This window comes from Ensifer sp. Root31, from assembly GCF_001424825.1.
GTDB classification, from domain to species: Bacteria; Pseudomonadota; Alphaproteobacteria; order Rhizobiales; family Rhizobiaceae; genus Ensifer; species Ensifer canadensis.
The window spans coordinates 471482-493430 of record NZ_LMCO01000012.1; the positions used below are offsets into that span (position 1 = coordinate 471482).

The following is a 21949-nucleotide window of genomic DNA, read 5'->3' on the forward strand; positions in this document are numbered from 1 at the left end:
CCAATCAGGTATGTTTCAAGGCTTGGCGCAGCGAGCCAAATCTGAGGCGATAATGCGCGGCGGTCAGGCCCGTTTCACGGTGGAACAGGCGGCTGAAGAAGCTTGCGTCCTCATAGCCTGTTTCGTTGGCGATCGCCTCGATCGTCAGGTCGGTTGTTTCCAGCATCTGCTTTGCTTCTTCGATACGAAGCGCGTGTGCGTAGGCCAGCGGCGTCATGCCTGTCGCTTTGGTGAAGCGGCGGATGAACGAGCGTTCCGACAGCCCGGAAAGAGCCACCATTGCGGCGACGGGCGCGCGGGTCTTGTAGTTCAGCGCGAGCCACTTTTGGCAGGAGTTGATCACCGCGTCGACCGTCTGGCGGAGGCTCATGAGTGACGCAAATGGCTGCTGCCCCAGGTCATGCCATTGCAGCATGTAGACCTTGGCCACTTCCATCGCCTCCTTGAGGCCGACGAACCGCGCAATGAGGTAGAGAGCGAGATCCTGCCAGCTTGACCCGCCCCCCGCCATAACTATGCGCTGCGCCTCACCACTCAGGACCAGTGACCGATCCAGGCGCACCCTGACACCAGGGTAATTGTTGGAAAGGGTCGTGACATAGCCCCAGTGGATCGTCGCTTCGCAATTGATGAGCAGTCCCGCCTCGCCGAGCAGGACGGCACCGGAACAGGCACTGGCCAGCAACGCGCCATCCTCATGCGTTCGCCTTAGCCATCTTGCTTCAGGCTCATACAGCCCTGCGACGCTGTCGCCCGGATTGATGAAAAAATCCGGAATGCACACGATCTGCGGTGGAGGGCAGTCGCCGAATGCGAAGTCTGGTTTGACCCAAATGCCGTTGGCGGCGCGAAAACCACTGTGTGAACGGGCAACGACATAGGGGCGCATGCGCTGTTGTCCCGCTTCACCCTTGACGATGAACGGCCAGTCGCGGCCGGGAGATGAAAACAGATCGAACATGCCGAACAAGGCGGAGGCCGTGACTTCGGGCACCGCGAGAAGTGCTACATTGATAGGGCTGTCCTGATCAAGCATGGCAGAAATGACCGCCTTCCAGCATTTTCGACTTTAGTACCAAGCGTCGAACGCGACTAGGCTCTTTCAGCCAAGAGGAGGTCTCGACATGTCCCATGATGTGCTCCGCAGTGTACTGCGTGGCGAGCTGCTCGAGCCCGGAACTTCGGCTTATGACGCTGCTCGAGTGGTTTGGAACGGGCTGATCGATCGGCGGCCTGCCTTGATTGCCAGATGCCGCAATGCTGCCGACGTCATCGCAGCGGTAAACCATGCGCGGACGCATCGGCTCACCATCGCCGTTCGCAGCGGCGGGCACAATGTCGCCGGCTACGCCGTTTGCGATGATGGTCTGATGGTCGATATGTCGCCCATGAATGCCGTCCACATCGCGCCTGGGCTCGACCGTGTGCTGATCGAAGGCGGGGCGACATGGGGCGATGTCGATGCGGCGACCACGCCTTTTCGGCGGGCCACGCCGGGCGGACTGATTTCGATGACAGGCGTGGCCGGGCTCACTCTTTCGGGCGGCATTGGCTGGTTGCGCGGCACCCATGGCCTGAGCTGCGACAATCTCATTGCTGCCGATGTGGTCACCGGTGATGGCAGGCTCATCCGCGCCAGCGAAGTCGAGAATATCGACTTGCTTTGGGCGCTAAAGGGCGGCGGCGGGAATTTTGGCATCGTCGTGAACTTCGAGCTTCGTCTTCACGAAATCGCCGATCCGGTGATGTTCTGCGCGCCTGCCTATCCGGAAGAGCACGCCGTCGACGTCATCCCACAGTGGCGCGACCATATGGCTTCAGCCCCTGACGAAGTCAGTGGTCTCGCCGAATTCTCCACCATACCGAGTGATCAGGCCTATCCGGAACAGACATGGGGCAGGCGAGTGATAACGCTTGCCACTGTTTATGACGGTCCCGCTGAAAAAGGGGAGCGCGTCATGCAGCCGTTGCGCGCTCTTGGTGAGCCGTTGCTCGATTTCAGTGGTCAGATGCCCTATCGCGAGCTCCAGTCCATTTATGACGGATTGTTCCCCAAGGGGCGTGACCGCTGCTACTGGAAATCGACCTACCTTTCGGGCCTTGGTGACGATGTCATCGGCGCGATCATCGAGCGCCTGATTAAACGACCCTCCGAGATGACCTACGCGTCGATCTGGAAATTTGGCGGAGCCATGCAGCGCGTTGCTTCCGATGCCACTGCCTTCGGCGATCGCAACATACCTTACATGTTGAGCCTTGATGCGATCTGGTCCGATCCGTCAGATGATGACGCGAACATCAGTTGGGTTCGCAATGCATGGCAGGACATGCAGCCCCATTCCACGGGTCGCCTCTACCTGAATTTTCCCGGGCTCGGCGAGGGTGACAACCTGGTTCGCAATGCTCTCGGCGCTGAAACCTATTCGAGACTTCAGAAGATCAAACGCGTCTACGACCCGGAGAACATCTTCCACTTGAACCAGAACATTGCGCCGGACGTTCGATTGTCTTGACCAATGAGCGGTCGCGGCAGTCGGCAAGGGCTGCACTCTGCCGATGGGGCGGATCGACCTGTGGATCCAAGCGCGCGTCACGCCGGAGTGGTACGCCATTTAGATCGCGACGTTGTCCCGCTCTCTCCTGTTACCAGTGGAACATTCGAGCTGACGCCGATGAGGTAGATTTCATCCGCGGATCTGTGGAGGAGAAACGTGATGGCGACAGACATGACCATATCCGAGGTTTTGAGAGATCCGCTTATCAGGCAGGTTTTGCGCGCCGATGGTATCGCACCTGACGTGTTTTCTGCTGCTTTAAAGCAGGCGGCCGCAGGTTTGCGACGCAGTCCCGGATTGTCTTGCTCTTCGACTGAGGCCCAGAACGCATCCATATCGACGTGAATGAGTTTCCGGAGCGGTCAAGTGCCTCATCGTCCAAGGTAGTTTCGCGACCAGCTGTTTAGCGAGGCGACAAGATCGTCTACGCGCGGCCGCCCACCGCGCGTTCTTATTAGACGTGCAAAGATCGCTGTAGGACTTTGAATTGCTGCATATTTTTATCCTTAAATCGAAGGCGATTTAAGGATAAAAATATGCAGTAGGCGGCGGCAACGATACGAGTTGCTTGCGATCGTCACGAACGGAAATTCGTTCTCCAGCACACCCGAACCGGTGCTTCGGTGCCGCTTTTCGGATGGCGCCGTCGCCGTTGCCGAGCATCCAAGGCGCCACGTGCGGTTCCGAATCGGACAATTTCGGCAGCATGCTTCGAAGCCTACTTGCGTAACCGGGAGCATCCACACATGCACGCCGGAACACACCTTTGCGTTCATGCAAGATCTCTGAGGATGTGGCAGGATTTCCCTCTAAGCCTTTCAATACGCGACAAAATTCTGTTTGCAGCGATGTGACCTGGGTCGTGTCATTTACTGCGGCAAAGCGTTGAGATCATCCCGATCACCTGCGTTTTCCAGCGCCGCAATTCACATCAAAAACCCATAAATGCAGGCGGTGCCACCGTCTGCCGAGCGATGTTAGCTTGCCTTCGGGAGGAAACGAAGGAGCTGACCATATGCCAAAATCGATCGTCAACGCCGTAGGCACCCCGCTTTTTTACAGTGGAGCATCGACTGCGTGGTTCTCTGCGACGGGATCGGGGCCTGTGCTTTACGGCACTGAGGCAAACGACTCGATCTGGGGCGATGGCTCCGTCGATGTCACCATGGCGGGCGGGAAGGGTGACGACATTTACTACCTCTATTCGGGCATCAACCGTGCCATGGAGACGGCTGGAGCTGGTGTTGATACCATCAACACCTGGATGAGCTATACCTTGCCTGAGAATTTCGAAAACCTGACCGTCACCGGCAGCGGCCGGCATGCTTTCGGCAACAACGCCGACAATATTATCTCGGGGGCTTCCGGTAGCCAGACGATCGACGGCGGCGGCGGCAACGACATTCTGGTCGGCGGCAGCGGCGCGGACATCTTCGTCGTCGGCCGAGGTGGCGGCAGCGATCTGATTGCCGACTTCGACAGTTCCGATACGGTCCGGCTGAATGGTTACGATCTCACAAGCTTCCAGCAGGTCACCAGCCTTGCGACACAGGAAGGCACGGATTTGAGGCTGAACCTCGGCGACGGCGAGAGCTTGCTGTTTGCTGACACGACCGTGGCCGATCTCGCGCCGGAGCAATTTCAGCTTAGTCTCGATCGCTCAAACCTTGCGCTGAGTTTTGCCGACGAGTTTGACAGCCTCTCCCTTCATGATGGCGATCAGGGCGTATGGGATGCAAAGTTCTGGTGGGCGCCTGAAAAAGGCGGAACCTTGGCCAGCAACGGCGAACTGCAGTGGTACATCAATCCTGACCATGCGGAGACCGCTGCCATCAATCCATTTTCGGTCGAAGATGGCGTGCTGACGATTAAGGCAGAGCCGACGCCGGATGCACTGGAATCAGAGATCGATGGGTACGAATACACGTCCGGAATGCTGACGACGTACTCGACCTTTGCGCAGACCTACGGCTATTTCGAAATCAGAGCGGACATGCCGACCGAAACCGGCACTTGGCCGGCGTTCTGGCTGTTGCCGGCAGATGGCTCCTGGCCCCCCGAACTCGATGTTGTCGAGATGCGGGGGCAGCAACCGAACATTGTCAACGTAACCGTTCACAGCAACGAGACCGGCGAACAGACAAGCGAGACGACCGCAGTCAAGGTCGCCAGTACCGAAGGGTTTCACACCTACGGCGTGCTATGGGAAGAGGATGAAATCGTCTGGTATTACGACGACGTCGCCGTGGCGCGTGCCGATACGCCCGCCGACATGCACGACCCCATGTACATGGTGGTCAATCTGGCGGTGGGAGGGGCAGCGGGGGAACCGAACGCAGACTTCGGCGACGGAGCAGAAATGCAGATCGACTATATTCATGCCTATGCTCTGGATGAAGTGCAGTCGGCGACTGGCGAAGCGCAGCCGATGGACGACTGGTTATCCTGATTCTTCACTTGGGCGCGCGCCGACCAATGCTCAGCCCGTGCCTCCTTGAGCGGTTGGACAGTGCCGACATCCGTCCGAAGTTGCCCCGCGTCGAACAGTCCGGCGATTGCGCGCAGTGCCTTGGCTCGCTTCTCGTCGGGATGCGCCGTCGGCGACACAAGGATGCCACCGGGCCGGCAATCTCTGGTAGCGGTTTAGCGCCAATGAACACCAGATCGGACTGACGGGTGAACGAGCGCCGCGCGCTTTGAATGTTTGCGACCTGACAAAGACTGGTGCCTCATGGCCCGCTAGCTTCCCGATTGTCGCCAGCGGCGCCATCGCCGCGCGGCATTGTAACGGTTCATTGGATCAGGGAAACAACGATATGGGATCTTTTAGTGTCTGGCATTGGGTGATCGTGCTGGCAGTCGTGTTGCTGTTGTTCGGGCGCGGCAAGATCCCGGAGTTGATGGGCGACGTCGCCAAGGGCATTCGCAGCTTCAAGAACGGCTTGAGCGACGAGACCGCAGCGCCCGCCGAGAAGCGGATAGAAACGGGATCGGGAGAGTAATCGGTCGCGCCGAGCCCACGACCAATCAGCCTGAGCATGCCGATCGTCAACCGGCTCGCTCAGGCAGTCGGTCGGGGGGAAGCCTCACGACCTGCTGGAGCAATTGATCGATTTTCTTCCGGCAAATTCAAACGAGCGTGGCGTGATCGATCAGACCGCGGATGCTGCCGACGAAGTCAGCGATGTTGGCATCGTGTGTCGGCACCATGGCTGCGTGGATCAACGCAGCTGCCAATGCGCGCCTCCCTAGGGTGAGCCGGTCGGGGCTGAGATCCACGACGCGCCGGATTGACCATGGTGAAAGCCGTTCGACAACGGCACGCCGGGATAGGCGATAGGCAGCCGTTCGAGCCCCTCTGTGGCCGAGATCCGCCCGGTTGCAACATCCTCATAGATACGGGCGACCGTCACCATGTCGCAGTCCTGCGGCGACAGCCGGATACGGCTGATGCCGGCGGCAGCCAGTTCGGCAAGCTCCTGCAGCAGGCTCTGGCATGTGTGCGACAGGGTCTGGACCCCATTGAGCGTGAGGAACGGCTGGCGATCGAGCGTCTCGACAATGAGGCCGTCGCTGTCTTCGCCGCAGATGAACTGGCAGTTGTCCTTCACCAGCCCCTTGGAGCGGGCGTGTGCACAGCGTGCCGAGATTGCGAGCGGCACCCGGCCAAAGCCGAAGATTTCGAACGCGACATCAGGCGCATCGCGAACGATGTCGCTGACCGACGCCATGGGCAACTCCGGCGGCAAACAAATGCTGGTCGCGCCGCGTGATGCCAGCAGCCGGGCCGTAGCACCGTTGTAGACATTGATCAAAGGCCCGACCGAATGCGGTTTGCCGGCAAGGAGCCCGAGCGCAGACAAATCGTTGGCCTCGATCGGGTGGATGCTGTCGCGCACCAGACCGCGCACGAGTTGGCTCTCGCGCTCCAGGGTGACGAGTGCAAGCGAGGCAAGGCTGACCTTCTTGCCGGCGCCTTCCAGCCGTTCGATTACTTCCGCGACATGCGGCTCGATGAAATGCAGGCGCTTCGAGCAGACCGCCTCGCCGAGGGTGACATGATCAACCGGGGCTTCGTCGGCGATACGGAAATAGAAGTCGCGCCATTTCGGTCCATCCCAGAGGTAAAGCACCGGGCCGAGGCTGAGCGAGGGGTGGGTTGTTGCGGACATGTCGTTACCTCCACCGCTTTTCATAGGCGCCCGACGTCGTCTTCTGTCCTTCGCTGAGCCGCCTAAGTCGTGACAACAAGGCGGGCCTTTCGGCCGCATCGGCAGCGACGGCGCGGCGCATGATTGAAACAACTTCGGCGACATAGGCCTTGCCGCGCTGGCGACCCTCGATCTTCAGTGCGCCGACGCCGGCATCGCGCAAGGCATCGATATGATCCATGACATCGAGAGAAACCGGATCCTCGAAGGCGTAGCCACGCTCCTCGGCGATGTCGAAACGTCCCTTGCAGAGCGTCGGATAGCCGGCAGCCTCGCCGGCCGGAAATCGGTTGATGGTGTAGTCGCCCAGCTCCGACACCAGTTCGCTGCCATCCTCGCGGTAACGAACGTGGCTTGCCGGCGAGCAGACTCCGTTCATGTTGGGCGATTTGCCCGTGGCATAGGACGAGAGGGAGCAGCGGCCTTCTGCCATCACGCAAAGCCCGCCGAAAACAAAGACCTCGATCTCGCAGCTGATCTGCCGTGCAAGGCGGGCAATATCCGGAATGGTCAGAATACGCGGAAGCACGACGCGCTTCGCTCCGAAGGTTTCGACCAGGAATTTGACGGCATCGGCGTTGGAGGCGGAAGCCTGGACCGAGACGTGTAGCCGCTGCTGAGGGTGGCGCTCGGCGGTGTAGGCCATCAATCCGAAGTCGGCGAGGATCACGGCATCGGCCCCCAGACGCACGGCATCGTCGACGGCGTCATGCCAGAGCTTTTCGTGGCCAGCCCGCATGAAGGTGTTGATGGCAACGAAGGACATCACCTTGTGCCTGCGCGCATAGGCGATCGCCGTCTTCAGCTCATCGCGCGAAAAGTTCAGGCCGGGAAAGTTGCGTGCATTGGTCTCGTCGCGAAAGCCGCAATAGACCGCATCGGCACCGGCATCGACGGCCTCGCGAAAGGCAGCCGGCGTGCCTGCCGGACAGATCAGTTCCATCTGGCTGCCTCCCCGGACAATGCGCGTGTCCTGATCTCAGATGCCGCGCGCCGAACCAAAGGCGCGAACGGCCCGCTCATGCGGGCGATATCTGCGGGTAGGTCGATATTGCAGTCGTCGAGCGCGTTGCGCAGCGCCAACATGGCTTCCATGTCGCCCGTTATCGTCAGGCTTCTGGAAAAGAACACGGCATCGCCGTCGATCTGGCCCTCGAGCAACGCCAGAAGCAGCACGAACTTGCCGCCCATGCAGGCGTCAGCGGCCGGCAGATGGGCAGCGCGGTGAACAGAGATGCGCCGGGCGGCCGGCTCGACCAGAAAGCTTACCGGAAGGTCCGTCGGGACGAAGGCATAGCGTTTGCCGGCGTGTTCCCCGAGCCGGTCGAAGAGATCCGGATGCTGCTCGACGACCTGGGCAAAGACGAGCCGCGCGGCGTGTTCTAAGAGGGGGATTGGTACGATCCGGAGCGGCACGGTCATCGCAAAGGGTAGGGTCATGGGCTGCCTGCATGAAAACGGAGCAAAGGATGGCCGCATGCTAGTCGGCGCGTCGCCACCGCTGTTTGTCCCACGTCAAAGACATCGGGCATTTGCCGCCCGTAAGAGGCGGTATGAACAAGAGCTTCCGTCCCGCCAAGGGTTTCGTCTCGCTTCAGGATTTTGCCTGTGCGCTGGAGCGCGAGGGGGAGCTGAAGCGTATCTCCCGTCCCGTGTCCCTGGTGCACGAAGTGACGGAGATCCACCGGCGCATTCTGGCAGATCAGGGCCCGGCTTTGCTCTTCGAGCGGCCGGTCGATGCGTCAGGGCGCGTCCACGACATCCCGCTCTTGGCCAATCTCTTTGGCACCGAGCGTCGGATCGAACGTGGTTTCGGACTGACGGCCGGCGGGCTGACCGGGCTTGCACGAGACCTGGCGGAACTGCGAGACCCACGGGCGCCGGGATCGCTGCGCGACGCCTGGGACCGGCTGCCGCTGTTGCGCTCGGCGCTCTACATGCGGCCGAAACATGTGACATCAGCACCGTGTCAGGACATCGTCTGGCGCGGTACGGACATCGACCTTGGCCTTCTGCCGATCCAATGGTGCTGGCCGGGCGAACCCGCACCGCTGATCACCTGGCCACTGGTGATCACCCGCGCACCGGACGATCCGCGTGATGTCAATGTCGGCATCTATCGTATGCAGGTGCTTGGCCGGGATCGAGTGATCCTGCGCTGGCTTGCCCATCGCGGCGGCGCGCGACACCATCGCCTGTGGCAGCGCCAGGGGCGCGACATGCCGGTTGCCGTAGCAATCGGCGCCGATCCTGCGACGATCCTCGCTTCGGTCATGCCGCTGCCGGAGGGGCTGAGCGAGCTCAACTTTGCCGGATTGCTGCGGCGCAGCCGAACGCAATTAGTCGCCGCCACATCGGTGCCGCTGGCCGTGCCGGCAAATGCCGAGATCGTGCTTGAGGGAACGGTGTCGGCAACCGAGACCGCCGACGAGGGCCCCTATGGTGACCATACCGGCTACTACAATTCGGTCGAGCCGTTTCCGGTCATGACGCTTTCTGCCATCACCACGCGCCGTGCCCCCTATTACCTCTCCACCTACACCGGCCGCCCGCCAGACGAGCCTTCGCGGCTCGGCGAGGCGATGAACACATTGTTCATTCCGCTCGCCAAGAAGCAGTTCCCCGAGATCACCGATCTCTGGCTGCCGCCGGAAGCCTGTTCCTATCGCGCTATGGTGGTCGCGATCGACAAGCGTTACCCCGGACAGGCGAAACGCCTGATGATGGGTCTATGGTCGATGCTGCCTCAGTTCAGCTACACCAAACTGATCATCGCAGTCGACCCGGATATCAATGTCCGCCACTGGCCCGACGTCATGTGGGCGCTGGCGACCCGCTTCGATGCCAGCCGCGACGTCACCATCATTGCCGACACACCGATCGACTATCTCGATTTTGCGTCGCCGCGCTCCGGTCTCGGCGGCAAGCTCGGGCTGGATGCCACCACCAAGATCGGTTCCGAGACCGATCGGGAATGGGGGCGGGTGCTCGACATGACGCCCGATGTCGTCCGCCAGGTGGATGCCATCTGGGCCGATCTTGGGCTTGAAAGGAAAGCATCATGACCAGGCACCGAATTGTCGTTGGTATCACCGGTGCGTCGGGCGCTGCAATTCCGTTGCGCATTGCCGAGCGGCTTGCACAGATCGAGGAGGTGGAGATGCATCTCGTGCTATCGCCGTCGGCCCATCGCACCCTTGCCCATGAGGTTGGCGGACATGCGCTGTTGCGGCTGCTGGAGAAGGCAGGCCGGACTTATGAGCATGACGATATCGGCGCTGCGATCGCCAGCGGGTCGTTTCCGACCGCCGGCATGATCGTCGCACCCTGTTCGATGCGCACGCTTGCCGCGATCGCCAACGGGCTTGCCGACAATCTTATCGTTCGCGCCGCGGACGTGCATCTGAAGGAACGCCGTCGTCTGGTGCTGATGGCGCGCGAAACGCCGCTGCATCTCGGCCACTTGCGCAACATGTGTGCGGTGACCGAGATGGGAGCGATCGTCATGCCGCCGGTGCCGGCATTCTACCATCGGCCTGATAGCGTCGAGGCAATCATCGATCATCTCGCCGCAAGGGCGATCGATCTCCTCGCGCTGCCGATCGGCCCGCTTGCGACCGCCTGGCAGGGGGAGGTTCAGTCGAAAGGCAACGCCTGCAACAGCGGATCTGCCCCGAACATAACGTAGTGGCCACCGGCGAGCAGCCAGAACGTGATCGCCGCGGTCGCGAAGGCTGACAGGATCATCACCGGATCGAGGCGCAGGCACGCCTGACCTTTCAATATCGCGACAAAGGGCCAAATCGAGGTGCCTTGCCGGGTAATCGAGTAATTGTCCCCGAGGCGCCGCCGCACACGCTTTTCCACCATCGGGAAACCGCCGAGTGCAAAAAGCGCGAAGCCGCCGAAGAGCACCAGAGAGCGCAGATCGCCATTGGTGACGACATGGCCGAGAGCCCACAGCAGGAAGCCCCAAAGCACCGGGTGACGTGTGACGCTGACGATCGCACCCTTCCGGGCGTTGCTATGGTAAATGGAGATCGACAGCGGGTTCTCACTGAACAGGCCGGCGAGAACGAGGAAGAGCCCGAGTGGCGCGAGGACAAATGTCGTCCACGCCTGCCACGGGGCCGGCTCCCAGAGCGGGATGAAATCGAGCGCAAGCGCTGCCTGAAAAACCCAGATCAGCGCGACGATCGACAGCAGCGAATAGACGGTGAAATAGGTCCGCCGCCCCAATAGTGTGATCAGCCGCTGACGCAGCGTCGGCAATGCCGGCACCATATGAAGGGCAAGGAAAACTGCGAATGCCGCGAGAAAATTGGACATCACTGGGCCTCAGATCCTCTCAGTGAGGAGCAAACGTTCTGTCGCGATATGGCGCCGGACGGTTTCGAAAAAGGCGCGCAGCATGTAGCCGATCGCCTCCCAGCTGTGCGGGCAGCGCGCGTGAAGCAGTTCATGGAGGACGCGGGCGACTTGCTCGGCCAGTTTTCCGTCATGCCGGTGCTCGTCGCGCAAACGCTCGATCAGCCTCTGTCCGTCGTCAGTGCCTCTTGCCGCCATGATGGCTGGAAACAGGATCTGATCCTCAAGCCTGTGCACAGCCAGCAGCGTCGATGGCAACCTGTCTGCAATCTCGCTGCAAGCGGCTGCATCGATGCGGCGCGGCAGGGAGTCGGCAATCGCCTCGAGGCGATCACACAATCCGAGTAGGCCATGATAGCCTTGTTCCAAGGCAGTCCGTCCAGGCATGGGCAGCTCCGTCAGCGAGGTTTGTCATCCCTCAATCGTCTAGGCGCAATCGAAAGGGCGATCTTTGACATTTCGCAAAGTGGATGGCGACCGACTGGTGAGGAGACATCCGCGACGTGGCTATTGCGACGGGTCGAGGAAGAGCACGAGGGCGATCGCGACGGAAAACAGGATAGCCGACAGCGTTGCCGCACGCTGCAGGACCCCCATGCGATAGAGAAGGATGGCGAACCCGACAATGATCGGGGTTGCGACGGAAAGGCCGATTTGAGCATCTGTCATCGGAAAACTCCTGGATAGATCCTGCTGCTATCAGCCCAGTTGCCAGGCCTCTTTGCGTAATCGCAAAGACAGGTCATCCCCGCCTGCCTAGGTGTCGGCCGGTTCCGGCAAAGGAGTTGGCGCATGGACGGACGGGCACTCCCGGTTCAAGACGCAGACGAGAACGCATCCGCGGATGACCTTCTGCTTTGGGTGCTGGTGTGGAGCGAGTTGGCCGCCTTCGGCATCCTGCTCGTAGGTTTTCTCGTGGTCGGTGTCATCCAGGCGGACGCGTTTGCCGCCGCCCGTTCACATCTCAACCCGTTGCTCGCAGGTATCAATACGCTCGTTCTTCTGACCAGCGGCTGGCAGGCGGCTCTGGCGACGCGCCCGGTCGCTTCGACGCCGACGCGCCGGCGCACGCTCGTTCTGGCCGCGCTCTTCGGTTTCGCCTTCGTCGCCATCAAGCTTTTCGAATATTCGACCGAAGTCGCCGTCGCCGGGTTGCCGCAGTTCGGCGCCTTCTTCGAGCTCTATTTCCTCATCACTGGCTTCCACCTGGTGCATGTCGCCTTCGGCAGCGTGATTCTGCTGTTGGTCGCCTGGCGCCCAAGCCCGGGAAACATCGCTCTGATCACCACGCTCTGGCACGTCATCGACCTTGTCTGGATCGTGATGTTCCCGATCATCTATCTCGCGTGAACGCCATGACCCATCACAATGCGCGCCGACTTCGCAATACCTTTGCCGTGCTGATCGCGATCGTGCTTTCCGGCATGGCCATCATGACGCTTTGCGGCGGCACGGCTTTTGTGATCGCGGCCCTGCTGGTGCTGGCGGTGATCAAATGCCGGCTTGTTGCCCTCGATTTCATGGGCCTTGGTCAGGCGCCGGCTGGCCTGCGGTTTGGGCTCTTGGCCTGGCCGATGATGCTTGCGCTTCTGGCCATCGCCAAGCTTGTGATGGGCGTGGCGCTATCCGCTTGAAACCACTCTCTGTCTTGTTTGCCAAAACGCAAAGAAGGCCCTTCGGAAATCCCTAGACATGGGTCGCGCCCCGACAGTTCGTCGGTGCCGCACGTCGCGGCGCCAAGCGGGGAGGGGATCAGATAAGCCGGCCACGGTGTTTGCGGCCGGCCGAAGTCGAAAGGATGACGTGATGGCAGAACGCCTCACCAAGACCGGGGCCCGAAACGTCTTTTACGGCGGGTCCTTTTTCTTTTTTGCAATCTTTGTCGGGCTTACCGCCCACAGCCACTACTACATGCGGACTGTTTCGACCGATGAGTCGACCCTGACGGACGCCGTCGCCCGCGGCAAGCACGTCTGGGAAAAGAACGCCTGTATCAACTGCCACACGCTTCTCGGTGAAGGCGCCTATTTCGCGCCCGAGCTCGGCAATGTCTGGAAACGCTGGGGCGGCGAGACCGATCCGGAAGGTGCGCGCGAGACGATGAAGGCCTGGATGGCGGCCCAGCCGAGCGGCATCGAAGGGCGCCGCCAGATGCCGCAGTTCAACCTGACCCAACAGGAACTCAACGACCTCGCCGATTTCCTGGAGTGGACGAGCCGCATCAAGACCCAGAACTGGCCGCCGAACGAGGCCGGCTAAGCGTTGCGATTGGAGTGTGAAATCATGAAATACCAGACCCAGAAGGTCGCAATGCTCTACTTCTACGGAGCAATCGGCCTGTTCCTCGCCCAGGTGCTGTTCGGCGTCCTTGCCGGCACCATCTACGTCCTTCCCAATACCTTGTCCGAACTGTTGCCTTTCAACATCGTTCGCATGGTGCACACCAACGCGCTCATCGTCTGGCTGCTGATGGGCTTCATGGGGGCCACCTATTATCTCCTGCCGGAAGAGGCGGAGACCGAGCTTTACAGCACGAAGATCGCAATCGCGCAGTTCTGGATCTTCCTGATCGCGGCTGCGATTGCCGTCGTCGGCTATCTCCTGCACATCCACGAAGGCCGAGAGTTTCTCGAACAACCCTTCGCGATCAAGGTCGGAATCGTCATCGTCGCTCTGATGTTCCTCTATAACATCACGCTGACGGTCCTTAAGGGCCGCAAGACGACCGTCACCAACATCCTGATCTTCGGGCTCTGGGGTGTGGCGATCTTCTTCCTCTTTGCCTTCTACAATCCGATCAATCTCGCGCTCGACAAGATGTACTGGTGGTACGTCGTTCATCTGTGGGTCGAAGGCGTCTGGGAGCTGATCATGGCGTCGGTGCTCGCCTTCCTGATGATCAAGCTCAACGGCATCGACCGGGAAGTCGTCGAAAAGTGGCTCTATGTCATCGTCGGCCTGGCACTGTTTTCGGGCATCCTCGGCACTGGCCACCACTACTACTGGATCGGCGCGCCGGGCTACTGGCAGTGGATCGGTTCGCTGTTCTCGACGCTCGAGGTCGCGCCGTTCTTCACCATGGTGATCTTCACCTTCGTGATGACCTGGAAGGCCGGCCGCAAGCATCCGAACAGGGCGGCGCTGCTGTGGTCGATCGGCTGCTCGGTTATGGCCTTCTTCGGCGCCGGCGTCTGGGGCTTCCTGCACACGCTGTCGTCGGTGAACTACTACACCCACGGCACACAGGTGACCGCCGCTCACGGGCACCTCGCCTTCTTCGGTGCCTATGTCATGCTCAACCTTGCGGTCATGGCCTATGCGATCCCCGAAATCCGCGGGCGGGCGCCCTATAACCAGATGCTTTCGATGGTCAGCTTCTGGATCATGTGCACGGCCATGTCGGTGATGACCTTCGCGCTCACCTTCGCCGGTGTGCTGCAGGCCCATCTGCAGCGCGTGCTCGGTGAAAGCTACATGGACGTCCAGGACCAGCTCGCGCTGTTCTACTGGATCCGCCTTGGCTCCGGCGTCTTCGTGCTGATCTCGGCACTGATGTTCGTCTGGGCAATCCTCGTTCCCGGCCGGGAACGCAGCAAGACGCTGAGCGCATCGATGCAACCCGCAGAATGAATGAACGTGCCGGTCCGGGTTGCCCGAACCGGCCAATCTCCTTCCTCCTTTTTTACGGAGTCATGCCATGAGCATTGTTCAACCAAGCCTGGTACCGGTATCGATCGACATTCCGGCCTATAGCCCCTCCGGCAATGAATGCGCGCTGTTCGAGAATGCCTGGGTCCGGCAATTGCCGCTGCTGCTCAAGGGGCCGACCGGTTGCGGCAAGACGCGTTTCGTCAGCCATATGGCAGCAAAGCTCGGTCTGCCGCTTTCCACCGTCTCCTGCCATGACGATCTGGCTGCAGCGGATCTGACCGGACGCTACCTGTTGAAGGGCGGAGATACGATCTGGGTCGATGGCCCCCTGACGCGCGCCGTGCGTGAAGGCGGGATCTGCTACCTCGACGAGATCGTCGAGGCCCGCAAGGACGTCACCGTCGTGCTGCATCCGCTGACAGACGACCGCCGCATGTTGCCGCTGGAGCGGACCGGCGAATTGCTCGAAGCGCCTTCCGCGTTCATGCTGGTCGTCTCCTACAATCCCGGCTACCAGAACCTGCTCAAGAGCCTGAAGCCGAGCACCCGACAGCGCTTCGTCGCAATCGAGTTCGATTTCCTGCCACGCAACCAGGAGATCGAAGTGGTCTCGCGCGAGAGCGGACTGGCCGCAAGCCAGGTCGCGCCACTCGTCAACCTCGCTCAGCGCCTGCGCGCACTCAAAGGGCATGATCTCGAGGAGGGCGTCTCGACACGGCTGCTTGTCTATTGCGCCTGCCTGATCGATGCGGGAATGCCGATCAGGGATGCGGTGCGCGCTGCGATGATCGAGCCGCTGACCGATGAGCCGGACGTGCGGGCAGCCCTTCTCGAAGTCGCCGCCTCCTTGATCGCTTGAGGACAGGCCCATGCTGGATTTCCTAGAACTCGAAGAAACCGTCGGGCGCGCCTGGCACCGGTTCATTGGCAACACCGGCACCTGGCGACGTTATCCCGAGCAGGCTGTCAAACTGGCCGACATGATGCCGATGCTGGCGATCAGCTTTCGAGGACACGGCGGCGAGACCGCGGTCCAGATCGTCCCCGCACGCGGCCGCACGTCTGGCCACCGTCTGAAGTGGCGACAGAAAATGGGTCTCGGCGAGGAAAAGCTCGTTCAGCCTGGCCGGGATCACGCCTCGTTGATGCTGCCCGGCGAGATCGACATCTTTCCCGACCGGAAACTCAACATTGACCTCTATCTCTGGCTGGTCGCCTATATGGCGACCATGCCGCTTGCCCCGCGTGATGAGGCCGACCCGTTACAGGCCGACCTTACGTATCTGTCGCGGGCGCAGGAAACCGTGGCGGAGGTCTTTCAGCGATTTCCGGGCATGCGCCATAAATACTGCCGCCTGGCTGAAGCCGTTCTTATCGAGCGCCAGCGCGGTTCACTCCCGTCGGTAGAGCAGCATGTCGAAAACCGTGTCCTGCGGCTGTTGCGCAAGGCGGCCGGACAGCCGGATACGACTTTGCCGGTAATCTTCCCGCATCGCGCGCCGCCGGGATATTTGCCGCTGCTGCCGGTGCCGCTGTGGCCCGATACCTTGCTGCGACCCGAGACCATTACCGAACGCGATGACGATGTGGCGGCAACAGGTGCCGCCTCCAGCCAGATCGCCGAGACCGAACGGCACGTGGCCGTCAGGGAAAACCCGGAGAACCGCAAGGGCGATCGTAGCCCCTTCATCCTCAACCGCTTCGAAAAAATTCTGGCGATGGCCGAGATGGTCAATGTCGACCGGCCATCCGACGACAGCGACGAACACGACAACAAGGCCGCACAGGATCTTGACGAGATGACGCTTGGCGAGCGGAAGGGCCGCCCGTCTGCGCGTTTTCGCTTCGATCTCGACCTGCCGCCGGAAGCCGTCGACCCGACGCCGCTGACATCAGAACTGACCTATCCCGAATGGAACTACAGGACGTCGAGCTATCTGAAAGACCATTGCCGGGTGCTGGCCAGCCCAGCCTCGGGCATGGAGGACCGGGCTGAACTCACACCGGAAACCAGGAGCCTGATCCGGCGGGTACGGCGCCAGTTCGAAGTGCTGCGTCCGCGCAACGAGATCCTGCGCGCGCAGATCGACGGCGCCGATCTCGATCTCGATGCCGTGGTGCGGGCTCGCACCGATCTGGCGGCCGGCGGGCAGGGCAGCGATCGCATCCATCTGATGAGCCGCCCGCAGGTTCACGACCTCGCCGTCACCATCCTGGTCGACGTCTCGCTTTCAACCGATGCCTGGTCCGACAATCGCCGGGTGCTGGACGTCGAAAAGGAGGCGCTGCTCATTCTCGCCCATGGCCTTTCGGCCTGCGGCGACAATCATTCGATCCTCACTTTCACCTCGCGGCGGCGCGACTGGGTGAAAGTGGAAAGCGTCAAAGCTTTCGACGAGCCGATGGGCCCGCTGGTCGAATCTCGTATCGCCGCATTGAAGCCGGGATATTACACCCGCATCGGTGCGGCTCTCCGCCATGCCACATCAGAGCTTCAGAGGCAGCCCAACCGCAAGAAGCTGCTTTTGGTCCTGACCGACGGCAAGCCGAACGACGTCGATCACTATGAGGGACGCTTCGCGCTGGAGGACAGCCGCAGGGCGGTGATGGAAGCGCGCCGCAGCGGCATCAGCGCTTTTGCCGTCACCGTCGACCGGGAGGCGCGGTCCTATGTGCCTGCCATGTTCGGCCAGAACGGTTATGCGCTGGTCGGCAATATCGCCCGGCTGCCGGCGGCATTGCCGGCGATCTACCGAAGCCTGGCGGGATAGAACGGTCAGGTACAACGCGAAAAGGCCCGGTCTCGACCGGGCCTTTTCGTGTTTGATGTCGGCCGCGGTTCAGGCCGCCTTGCTGTGCGTGCGTTGCGCGTCGTCGATATAGGCATCGAATGCTGCGGCCACGGCGCGGATCACGAAGCGATGATCTTGGCTTACCGTTATGACGCCGTCGGCGATATCCAGCACGCCATCCTTGGCCATCGTCGTCAGCCGTGCATTGCCACCGAGAAGGAGGTTCGGGTCGCGTCCGTGTGCGGTGGCGATTGCCTTGATGTCGACCGTGAAGTCGCACATCAGTCTCTCGATGATCGCGGCACGCAGGCGATCCTCATCGGTCAAACGATAGCCCTTGGTCGTTGCCAGCCGTCCAGACGCGATGTGGCTTGCATAAAGTCCTGGGGGAACCTCGCTCTGCACGTAGCCCGCTTGTGACCGGCCGATTGCCGAGGCGCCGAAACCGATCAGCGTTTCACAATTGTCCGTGGTATAGCCCTGAAAATTCCGCCGAAGCGTGCCGGAGGATTGCGCGAGCACGAGATCGTCGTCGGGCAGGGCGAAGTGGTCGAGCCCGATCTGGCGGTAACCCGCTTCACAGAGCGCCTCGCTGATGGCGAGCGCCTGATCGGTGCGCGCCGAAGCGTCGGGCAGCACGTTCTCGTCGATCATGCGCTGGTGTTTCTTGAACGACGGCACATGCGCGTAGCCGAAGACGGCAAATCGCTCCGGCCGCATCGCCACTGCCGCCTGGACCGTCTCGACGCAGGAGCGAACCGTCTGGTGCGGCAATCCATAGATCAGGTCGAAATTGATTCCGGTGACACCGGCTTTGCGAAGATGCGCCACTGCATCCGCCGTCTGCTGTTCGCTCTGAATGCGGTTGATCGCCTTCTGGACGACCGGGTCAAAGCTCTGCACGCCGAGGCTGGCGCGTCCAACGCCCCCCTCGCCAAGCGCTTGCGCCATGGCTGCGGTCAGGCGTCGGGGATCGATTTCTACAGCCACGCCTGTCTTTTGACCAAACAGGTAGCGTTCGCGCAGGAGGGCCATCAGGGAAAGGAACTCTTCCGGCTCGATGATCGTCGGCGTCCCGCCGCCGAAATGGACCTCGCCGATCGGCAGCGGCGCGGACACATGATCGGCCACCATGCCGATCTCCTGCCTCAGCACGTTGAGGTAATCGAGGATCGGTTCGTCCTGCCGGGTAATCGTGGTGTGGCAACCGCAATACCAGCACATCGATCGACAGAAGGGGATGTGCAGATAAAGAGACACATCGCGATCCGCGGGAACCGCGCCGAGCCAATCGGCGTAGGTCTTGCGATCGACATCGGCGGAAAAGCGCGGTGCGGTCGGGTAGCTGGTGTAACGCGGCAAGCGCATCTCGGCATATTTCAAAAGGGCGGTGGACTGCATGGCGGTTCCTATCGGCTTGTCGAAACAATCGACCCGTTTCTAGGCCTCGTGCCCCCGTCGTTCTTTGCGAAATGCCAAGTAACCGAGCATGAAGGCGCAAAGCGGGATTTGTTTGCGCTTCGACAAAATGTCGCGTTGCCGTCGGCATTAGCCTTTGCAAATCCGGGCCGTTTGCGCCGGCGTTTCCCGGAAGCTGAAGCAACAACGGCGCCCTGAACGGACTGAGATGACCACTGCAGAAACAGAAACCAAGCCCTTTATCGACGTGCGCACCATCCCGCCGGTGGAGCGCCATCCGAAGATCTTCGGCATGCTCAATGCGCTGGCCGAGGGCGGCTCCTTCATCATCGTCAACGACCATGATCCGCGTCCGCTGCACTATCAGTTGGAAAGCCGCTACCCCGGCGAATTCACCTGGGATTACCTCGAACAGGGACCGGATGTCTGGCGGGTCGAAATCGGCCGGCAACAGGCCTCCGGCTGCGATTGCTGCTGCGGCAGCAGCAGCGGCCACTGATACGAGTGTCCCGGTTAGGGCGTTTCCAGTTTAGGCAGAGCCGCAGGAACGCTCTATCTCTTTGTGTTTACGCATTTCCGGCCGGAAAACCGCTTCGCACTTTTCCTGGAAATGCACTCTTCTGGATGAACCGCGATGTTCGGAGCCACGCTTTCCCGCTGGACGATGTCCTATTTCGCGGCCGCGCTGATCTTTCTTGCCACCAGCGAGATCATGATGGTCCTCGGCTTCGGATATCCGGTTTCATCCATCGAGGCACCTGAGACGCTGGCGCTCGTCCATACCATTGCGCTCGGATGGCTCAGCCTGCTGATGGCGGGGGCACTGCTGCAGTTCGTGCCTGTTCTCGTTGGTCGGCCGCTTTCGTTTCCCAACCTGGCTTTTCCGGCTCTGGCGCTGCTGGTTGTCGGCATAACCAGCCTGGTGCTTGGTTTTGCCAGCCTCGCAGGCGCCGACAGCCTTTCACCGCTCCTTCTGCCGTTCGGGGCGACTGTGACGATCGCCGGTTTCGGCCTGCTCATCATCATCTTTGCATCGACGCTTTGGCAGGCGCGACCGCTGCCCTTGCCCGCGCGGTTTGTCGCCGTTGGTCTTGGCTCGCTGGTCATGACCTTCTTTCTCGGTGGCATCTACGCATTCGTCCTTGCCGGACTTGCCGATGCGCCGGCCGCGATCGATCTGACGCTCGAAGGTGTTTCGCTCCATGCCACGTTGGGGCTGGGCGGCTGGCTGAGTTTTACGACCATGGGGGTCAGCTACCGTCTTTTGACCATGTTCATGCTGTCGCCGGACCGCGAACGGCATAGCAGCAGGATCGTCTGGGCGCTGGGTGCTGTTGCCCTCGGAATGATCGTCTGCATTGTGCCGATGATCCTTTCCGGTTCGGACGGGCGGACGACCCTGCTCGTCGGTGCGGCGCTCGCCGGTGTGATCGCCATTGGAATTTACATGGCGGACATCGTGCGGATCTACCGCGAGCGCAAACGCAAGCTCATCGAATTGAACAGCCGCGCCGGCATCGGCGCTTTCGTGGCGCTGATTGTCGCGACCGTATTCCTTGTAGCTTCGGTCTTGAGCGGCCGCATCGAAGAAGGCGTCGGTCCGCTCGTCTATCTCGTCACTTTTGGCTGGCTGACGGGCATGGGGCTGGCACAGCTCTACAAGATCGTTCCCTTCATCACCTGGCTCGAATGTTACGGCGCGCTGCTTGGACGCATGCCGACGCCGCGCGTTCAGGATCTGGTCGTCGAAACGCGTGCGGCGTTCTGGTTTCGCCTCTACTATCTCACCGTGATCGTTGCCTCGACAGCGCTCTATTTCGACAACGCATTGCTGTTTCGGGCGAGCAGCCTTGGCCAGTTGATTGCGGTCAATGCGTTGCTTTGGGAATTCGTGGCAACACGAAGGCTCAGCAACGTGCCCGGCAATCTTCAGCTTCCTGGCGGCTTCGCCCGTCCGCATCTCTTCTTCCCATCGTTTCAGTCACGGAGACAACCATGATCAAAGACCCCTACGAACTCGACGTCCGGCCGCTTCTCAAAAGCGGTAGCGATCCGTTCCAGGCCATCATGCGCGCCGTCGACGGTCTGGCACCCGGACAACCGCTCAAACTGATTGCAACGTTCAGGCCGGTGCCGCTTTTCAGCGTCATGGCCGGCCGCGGCTTTGCCCACCAGGACCAGCCGCTCGGCAACGGTGACTGGGAGGTTCTATTCACGCCGGAGGAACAGATCGACGAGATCAGGGTCTCCGCCGGCGACACGGATCTGGACGCCTGGCCGGATCCCGCGCGCCAGCTCGACCTGACGGATCTGGACCCGCCCGAGCCGATGGTTCGCATCCTCGCCGTGGTGGAAAAGATGCAGGCCGGCGAGGTGCTTTTCGCACTTCTCGCGCGTGAACCGTTGTTTCTCTATCCCGAACTTGCCATGCGCGGCCACAAATGGGCCGGGAACTTCGACGCGGCGGGCGAGACCTATCGCATCCTGATCCGCGTCGGTGGACACAAGGGGCACGAAAATGCAGCCGACTGAACGCGAAGAGCTGGTCGAAAGCATACGCAGCGCCCTGCGGATGATTGTCGATCCGGAAATGGGGTCCAATGTCGTGGATCTCGGTTTGATCTACGACATTGCTGTCCAGGATGGCGGCATCGTCCGCGTAACGATGACCACGACGATAAAGGCCTGCCCCGCCACGGCCTTTCTCAAGGAAGCCGTGCAGAACTGCGTCTGGTACGTTCCCGGCGTCGAATATGCCGAAGTGCGGCTGACCTACGAGCCGCCATGGACCCCGGAAATGATGCGCGAGGCATCTGCCAGGTATTAGGTCGTGGACGTGTAAACTTGCAGGCATGTAGCGTGCTGGTGCGCACTGTGCTGTCAATCATCTGAACCACAGCACCGTTCAGGTTCGAGATCGCTCTACGGCGACATCGCTGCGGCAGTCAGGAGC

General features: G+C 61.1%; 23 protein-coding genes and 1 pseudogene. 15 read left to right on the forward strand and 9 right to left on the reverse strand.

What is annotated here, in order from left to right:
- Positions 1-4: 4 nt before the first annotated feature.
- Complete coding sequence (locus ASD00_RS14075) at positions 5-1036, reverse strand: helix-turn-helix domain-containing protein (RefSeq protein WP_057207207.1); 1032 nt, start codon at positions 1034-1036, stop codon at positions 5-7.
- A gap of 88 nt (positions 1037-1124) precedes the next feature.
- Between ASD00_RS14075 and ASD00_RS14080 the strand changes: the two genes are divergently transcribed.
- Positions 1125-2513, forward strand: a complete 1389-nt coding sequence (locus tag ASD00_RS14080) for an FAD-binding oxidoreductase (RefSeq protein ID WP_057207208.1) — start codon at positions 1125-1127, stop codon at positions 2511-2513.
- A gap of 311 nt (positions 2514-2824) precedes the next feature.
- On the opposite strand, the pseudogene ASD00_RS41645 reads toward ASD00_RS14080, so the two are convergent.
- A pseudogene (locus ASD00_RS41645) lies at positions 2825-2890 on the reverse strand (DNA polymerase IV); the annotation flags it as partial.
- A gap of 680 nt (positions 2891-3570) precedes the next feature.
- On the opposite strand from ASD00_RS41645, the gene ASD00_RS14085 reads away from it, so the two are divergent.
- Both ASD00_RS14085 and ASD00_RS14090 read left to right on the forward strand, forming a co-directional pair.
- Entirely contained in the window at positions 3571-5004 is a 1434-nt protein-coding gene (locus tag ASD00_RS14085) for a family 16 glycosylhydrolase (RefSeq protein ID WP_057207209.1), read from the forward strand.
- 367 nt (positions 5005-5371) lie between these two features.
- Positions 5372-5557 (forward strand): twin-arginine translocase TatA/TatE family subunit, encoded by a 186-nt coding sequence (locus ASD00_RS14090; protein ID WP_025430220.1) that lies wholly within the window; start codon positions 5372-5374, stop codon positions 5555-5557.
- Positions 5558-5803: 246 nt separating this feature from the next.
- Here the strand turns inward: ASD00_RS14090 and ASD00_RS14095 are convergent, their stop codons facing one another.
- From ASD00_RS14095 to ASD00_RS14105, 3 genes are read right to left on the reverse strand one after another with little or no spacing between them, the layout of a single operon-like run.
- Complete coding sequence (locus ASD00_RS14095) at positions 5804-6727, reverse strand: U32 family peptidase (RefSeq protein WP_057207210.1); 924 nt, start codon at positions 6725-6727, stop codon at positions 5804-5806.
- 4 nt (positions 6728-6731) lie between these two features.
- Entirely contained in the window at positions 6732-7709 is a 978-nt protein-coding gene (locus ASD00_RS14100; RefSeq protein ID WP_057207211.1) for a peptidase U32 family protein, read from the reverse strand.
- The gene (locus ASD00_RS14105; RefSeq protein ID WP_025430217.1) at positions 7700-8206 is read right to left on the reverse strand and encodes an SCP2 sterol-binding domain-containing protein; all 507 of its coding nucleotides are present in this window, start codon (positions 8204-8206) and stop codon (positions 7700-7702) included. The genes ASD00_RS14100 and ASD00_RS14105 overlap by 10 nt, the downstream gene beginning before the upstream one ends.
- Before the next feature lie 113 nt (positions 8207-8319).
- Here ASD00_RS14105 and ASD00_RS14110 point away from each other — a divergent pair, with 113 nt between their 5' ends.
- Together ASD00_RS14110 and ASD00_RS14115 are read left to right on the forward strand one after the other, a co-directional pair.
- A complete protein-coding gene (locus tag ASD00_RS14110; protein WP_057207212.1) occupies positions 8320-9831 on the forward strand; it encodes a UbiD family decarboxylase in 1512 nt (503 codons plus the stop codon).
- Positions 9828-10454 (forward strand): UbiX family flavin prenyltransferase, encoded by a 627-nt coding sequence (locus tag ASD00_RS14115; RefSeq protein ID WP_057207213.1) that lies wholly within the window; start codon positions 9828-9830, stop codon positions 10452-10454. The genes ASD00_RS14110 and ASD00_RS14115 overlap by 4 nt, the downstream gene beginning before the upstream one ends.
- On the opposite strand, the gene ASD00_RS14120 is transcribed toward ASD00_RS14115, so the two are convergent.
- From ASD00_RS14120 to ASD00_RS40935, 3 genes are all read right to left on the reverse strand, one after another.
- Positions 10403-11095 (reverse strand): NnrU family protein, encoded by a 693-nt coding sequence (locus ASD00_RS14120; protein ID WP_057207214.1) that lies wholly within the window; start codon positions 11093-11095, stop codon positions 10403-10405. The two genes, ASD00_RS14115 and ASD00_RS14120, sit on opposite strands and share 52 nt — an antisense overlap.
- Before the next feature lie 9 nt (positions 11096-11104).
- Entirely contained in the window at positions 11105-11521 is a 417-nt protein-coding gene (locus tag ASD00_RS38745) for a hemerythrin domain-containing protein (RefSeq protein WP_082523556.1), read from the reverse strand.
- Between the two features lie 120 nt (positions 11522-11641).
- Complete coding sequence (locus ASD00_RS40935) at positions 11642-11803, reverse strand: hypothetical protein (protein WP_164474989.1); 162 nt, start codon at positions 11801-11803, stop codon at positions 11642-11644.
- 123 nt (positions 11804-11926) lie between these two features.
- Here ASD00_RS40935 and ASD00_RS14130 point away from each other — a divergent pair, with 123 nt between their 5' ends.
- The 6 genes from ASD00_RS14130 to ASD00_RS14155 all read left to right on the forward strand — a co-directional run bounded on the left by ASD00_RS14130 (position 11927) and on the right by ASD00_RS14155 (position 17556).
- Entirely contained in the window at positions 11927-12484 is a 558-nt protein-coding gene (locus ASD00_RS14130; RefSeq protein ID WP_057207216.1) for a cytochrome c oxidase subunit 3, read from the forward strand.
- Positions 12485-12489: 5 nt separating this feature from the next.
- The gene (locus ASD00_RS14135; RefSeq protein ID WP_057207217.1) at positions 12490-12768 is read left to right on the forward strand and encodes a cytochrome C oxidase subunit IV family protein; all 279 of its coding nucleotides are present in this window, start codon (positions 12490-12492) and stop codon (positions 12766-12768) included.
- A 172-nt stretch (positions 12769-12940) separates the two neighbouring features.
- A complete protein-coding gene (locus ASD00_RS14140; RefSeq protein ID WP_057207218.1) occupies positions 12941-13393 on the forward strand; it encodes a cytochrome c in 453 nt (150 codons plus the stop codon).
- Between the two features lie 24 nt (positions 13394-13417).
- On the forward strand, positions 13418-14764 hold the full coding sequence (locus tag ASD00_RS14145; protein ID WP_025430209.1) for a nitric-oxide reductase large subunit: 1347 nt from the start codon (positions 13418-13420) through the stop codon (positions 14762-14764).
- Positions 14765-14831: 67 nt separating this feature from the next.
- Positions 14832-15644 (forward strand): CbbQ/NirQ/NorQ/GpvN family protein, encoded by an 813-nt coding sequence (locus ASD00_RS14150; protein ID WP_025430208.1) that lies wholly within the window; start codon positions 14832-14834, stop codon positions 15642-15644.
- 10 nt (positions 15645-15654) lie between these two features.
- Entirely contained in the window at positions 15655-17556 is a 1902-nt protein-coding gene (locus tag ASD00_RS14155; RefSeq protein ID WP_057207219.1) for a nitric oxide reductase activation protein NorD, read from the forward strand.
- 69 nt (positions 17557-17625) lie between these two features.
- On the opposite strand, the gene hemN is transcribed toward ASD00_RS14155, so the two are convergent.
- Positions 17626-18978 carry an oxygen-independent coproporphyrinogen III oxidase gene (gene hemN / locus ASD00_RS14160; RefSeq protein ID WP_057207220.1) on the reverse strand — a complete coding sequence of 451 codons (1353 nt, stop codon included), beginning with the start codon at positions 18976-18978 and terminating at the stop codon, positions 17626-17628.
- Positions 18979-19204: 226 nt separating this feature from the next.
- Between hemN and ASD00_RS14165 the strand changes: the two genes are divergently transcribed.
- The 4 genes from ASD00_RS14165 to ASD00_RS14180 all read left to right on the forward strand — a co-directional run bounded on the left by ASD00_RS14165 (position 19205) and on the right by ASD00_RS14180 (position 21823).
- Positions 19205-19495 carry a DUF2249 domain-containing protein gene (locus tag ASD00_RS14165; RefSeq protein WP_025430205.1) on the forward strand — a complete coding sequence of 97 codons (291 nt, stop codon included), beginning with the start codon at positions 19205-19207 and terminating at the stop codon, positions 19493-19495.
- A 135-nt stretch (positions 19496-19630) separates the two neighbouring features.
- On the forward strand, positions 19631-20995 hold the full coding sequence (locus ASD00_RS14170; RefSeq protein WP_057207221.1) for a hypothetical protein: 1365 nt from the start codon (positions 19631-19633) through the stop codon (positions 20993-20995).
- On the forward strand, positions 20992-21528 hold the full coding sequence (locus tag ASD00_RS14175) for a DUF2249 domain-containing protein (RefSeq protein ID WP_057207222.1): 537 nt from the start codon (positions 20992-20994) through the stop codon (positions 21526-21528). The genes ASD00_RS14170 and ASD00_RS14175 overlap by 4 nt, the downstream gene beginning before the upstream one ends.
- A complete protein-coding gene (locus ASD00_RS14180; RefSeq protein ID WP_025430202.1) occupies positions 21515-21823 on the forward strand; it encodes a metal-sulfur cluster assembly factor in 309 nt (102 codons plus the stop codon). Before ASD00_RS14175 ends, ASD00_RS14180 begins: the two co-directional genes overlap by 14 nt.
- Positions 21824-21949: the final 126 nt, after the last annotated feature.

What these genes read in the sequence shown, in the direction of transcription:
- ASD00_RS14075 (WP_057207207.1), bottom strand. Translation starts at nt 1,036, where the DNA reads ATGCTTGATCAGGACAGCCCTATCAATGTAGCACTTCTCGCGGTGCCC.
- ASD00_RS14080 (WP_057207208.1), top strand. Translation starts at nt 1,125, where the DNA reads ATGTCCCATGATGTGCTCCGCAGTGTACTGCGTGGCGAGCTGCTCGAG.
- ASD00_RS14085 (WP_057207209.1), top strand. Translation starts at nt 3,571, where the DNA reads ATGCCAAAATCGATCGTCAACGCCGTAGGCACCCCGCTTTTTTACAGT.
- ASD00_RS14090 (WP_025430220.1), top strand. Translation starts at nt 5,372, where the DNA reads ATGGGATCTTTTAGTGTCTGGCATTGGGTGATCGTGCTGGCAGTCGTG.
- ASD00_RS14095 (WP_057207210.1), bottom strand. Translation starts at nt 6,727, where the DNA reads ATGTCCGCAACAACCCACCCCTCGCTCAGCCTCGGCCCGGTGCTTTAC.
- ASD00_RS14100 (WP_057207211.1), bottom strand. Translation starts at nt 7,709, where the DNA reads ATGGAACTGATCTGTCCGGCAGGCACGCCGGCTGCCTTTCGCGAGGCC.
- ASD00_RS14105 (WP_025430217.1), bottom strand. Translation starts at nt 8,206, where the DNA reads ATGACCCTACCCTTTGCGATGACCGTGCCGCTCCGGATCGTACCAATC.
- ASD00_RS14110 (WP_057207212.1), top strand. Translation starts at nt 8,320, where the DNA reads ATGAACAAGAGCTTCCGTCCCGCCAAGGGTTTCGTCTCGCTTCAGGAT.
- ASD00_RS14115 (WP_057207213.1), top strand. Translation starts at nt 9,828, where the DNA reads ATGACCAGGCACCGAATTGTCGTTGGTATCACCGGTGCGTCGGGCGCT.
- ASD00_RS14120 (WP_057207214.1), bottom strand. Translation starts at nt 11,095, where the DNA reads ATGTCCAATTTTCTCGCGGCATTCGCAGTTTTCCTTGCCCTTCATATG.
- ASD00_RS38745 (WP_082523556.1), bottom strand. Translation starts at nt 11,521, where the DNA reads ATGCCTGGACGGACTGCCTTGGAACAAGGCTATCATGGCCTACTCGGA.
- ASD00_RS40935 (WP_164474989.1), bottom strand. Translation starts at nt 11,803, where the DNA reads ATGACAGATGCTCAAATCGGCCTTTCCGTCGCAACCCCGATCATTGTC.
- ASD00_RS14130 (WP_057207216.1), top strand. Translation starts at nt 11,927, where the DNA reads ATGGACGGACGGGCACTCCCGGTTCAAGACGCAGACGAGAACGCATCC.
- ASD00_RS14135 (WP_057207217.1), top strand. Translation starts at nt 12,490, where the DNA reads ATGACCCATCACAATGCGCGCCGACTTCGCAATACCTTTGCCGTGCTG.
- ASD00_RS14140 (WP_057207218.1), top strand. Translation starts at nt 12,941, where the DNA reads ATGGCAGAACGCCTCACCAAGACCGGGGCCCGAAACGTCTTTTACGGC.
- ASD00_RS14145 (WP_025430209.1), top strand. Translation starts at nt 13,418, where the DNA reads ATGAAATACCAGACCCAGAAGGTCGCAATGCTCTACTTCTACGGAGCA.
- ASD00_RS14150 (WP_025430208.1), top strand. Translation starts at nt 14,832, where the DNA reads ATGAGCATTGTTCAACCAAGCCTGGTACCGGTATCGATCGACATTCCG.
- ASD00_RS14155 (WP_057207219.1), top strand. Translation starts at nt 15,655, where the DNA reads ATGCTGGATTTCCTAGAACTCGAAGAAACCGTCGGGCGCGCCTGGCAC.
- hemN (WP_057207220.1), bottom strand. Translation starts at nt 18,978, where the DNA reads ATGCAGTCCACCGCCCTTTTGAAATATGCCGAGATGCGCTTGCCGCGT.
- ASD00_RS14165 (WP_025430205.1), top strand. Translation starts at nt 19,205, where the DNA reads ATGACCACTGCAGAAACAGAAACCAAGCCCTTTATCGACGTGCGCACC.
- ASD00_RS14170 (WP_057207221.1), top strand. Translation starts at nt 19,631, where the DNA reads ATGTTCGGAGCCACGCTTTCCCGCTGGACGATGTCCTATTTCGCGGCC.
- ASD00_RS14175 (WP_057207222.1), top strand. Translation starts at nt 20,992, where the DNA reads ATGATCAAAGACCCCTACGAACTCGACGTCCGGCCGCTTCTCAAAAGC.
- ASD00_RS14180 (WP_025430202.1), top strand. Translation starts at nt 21,515, where the DNA reads ATGCAGCCGACTGAACGCGAAGAGCTGGTCGAAAGCATACGCAGCGCC.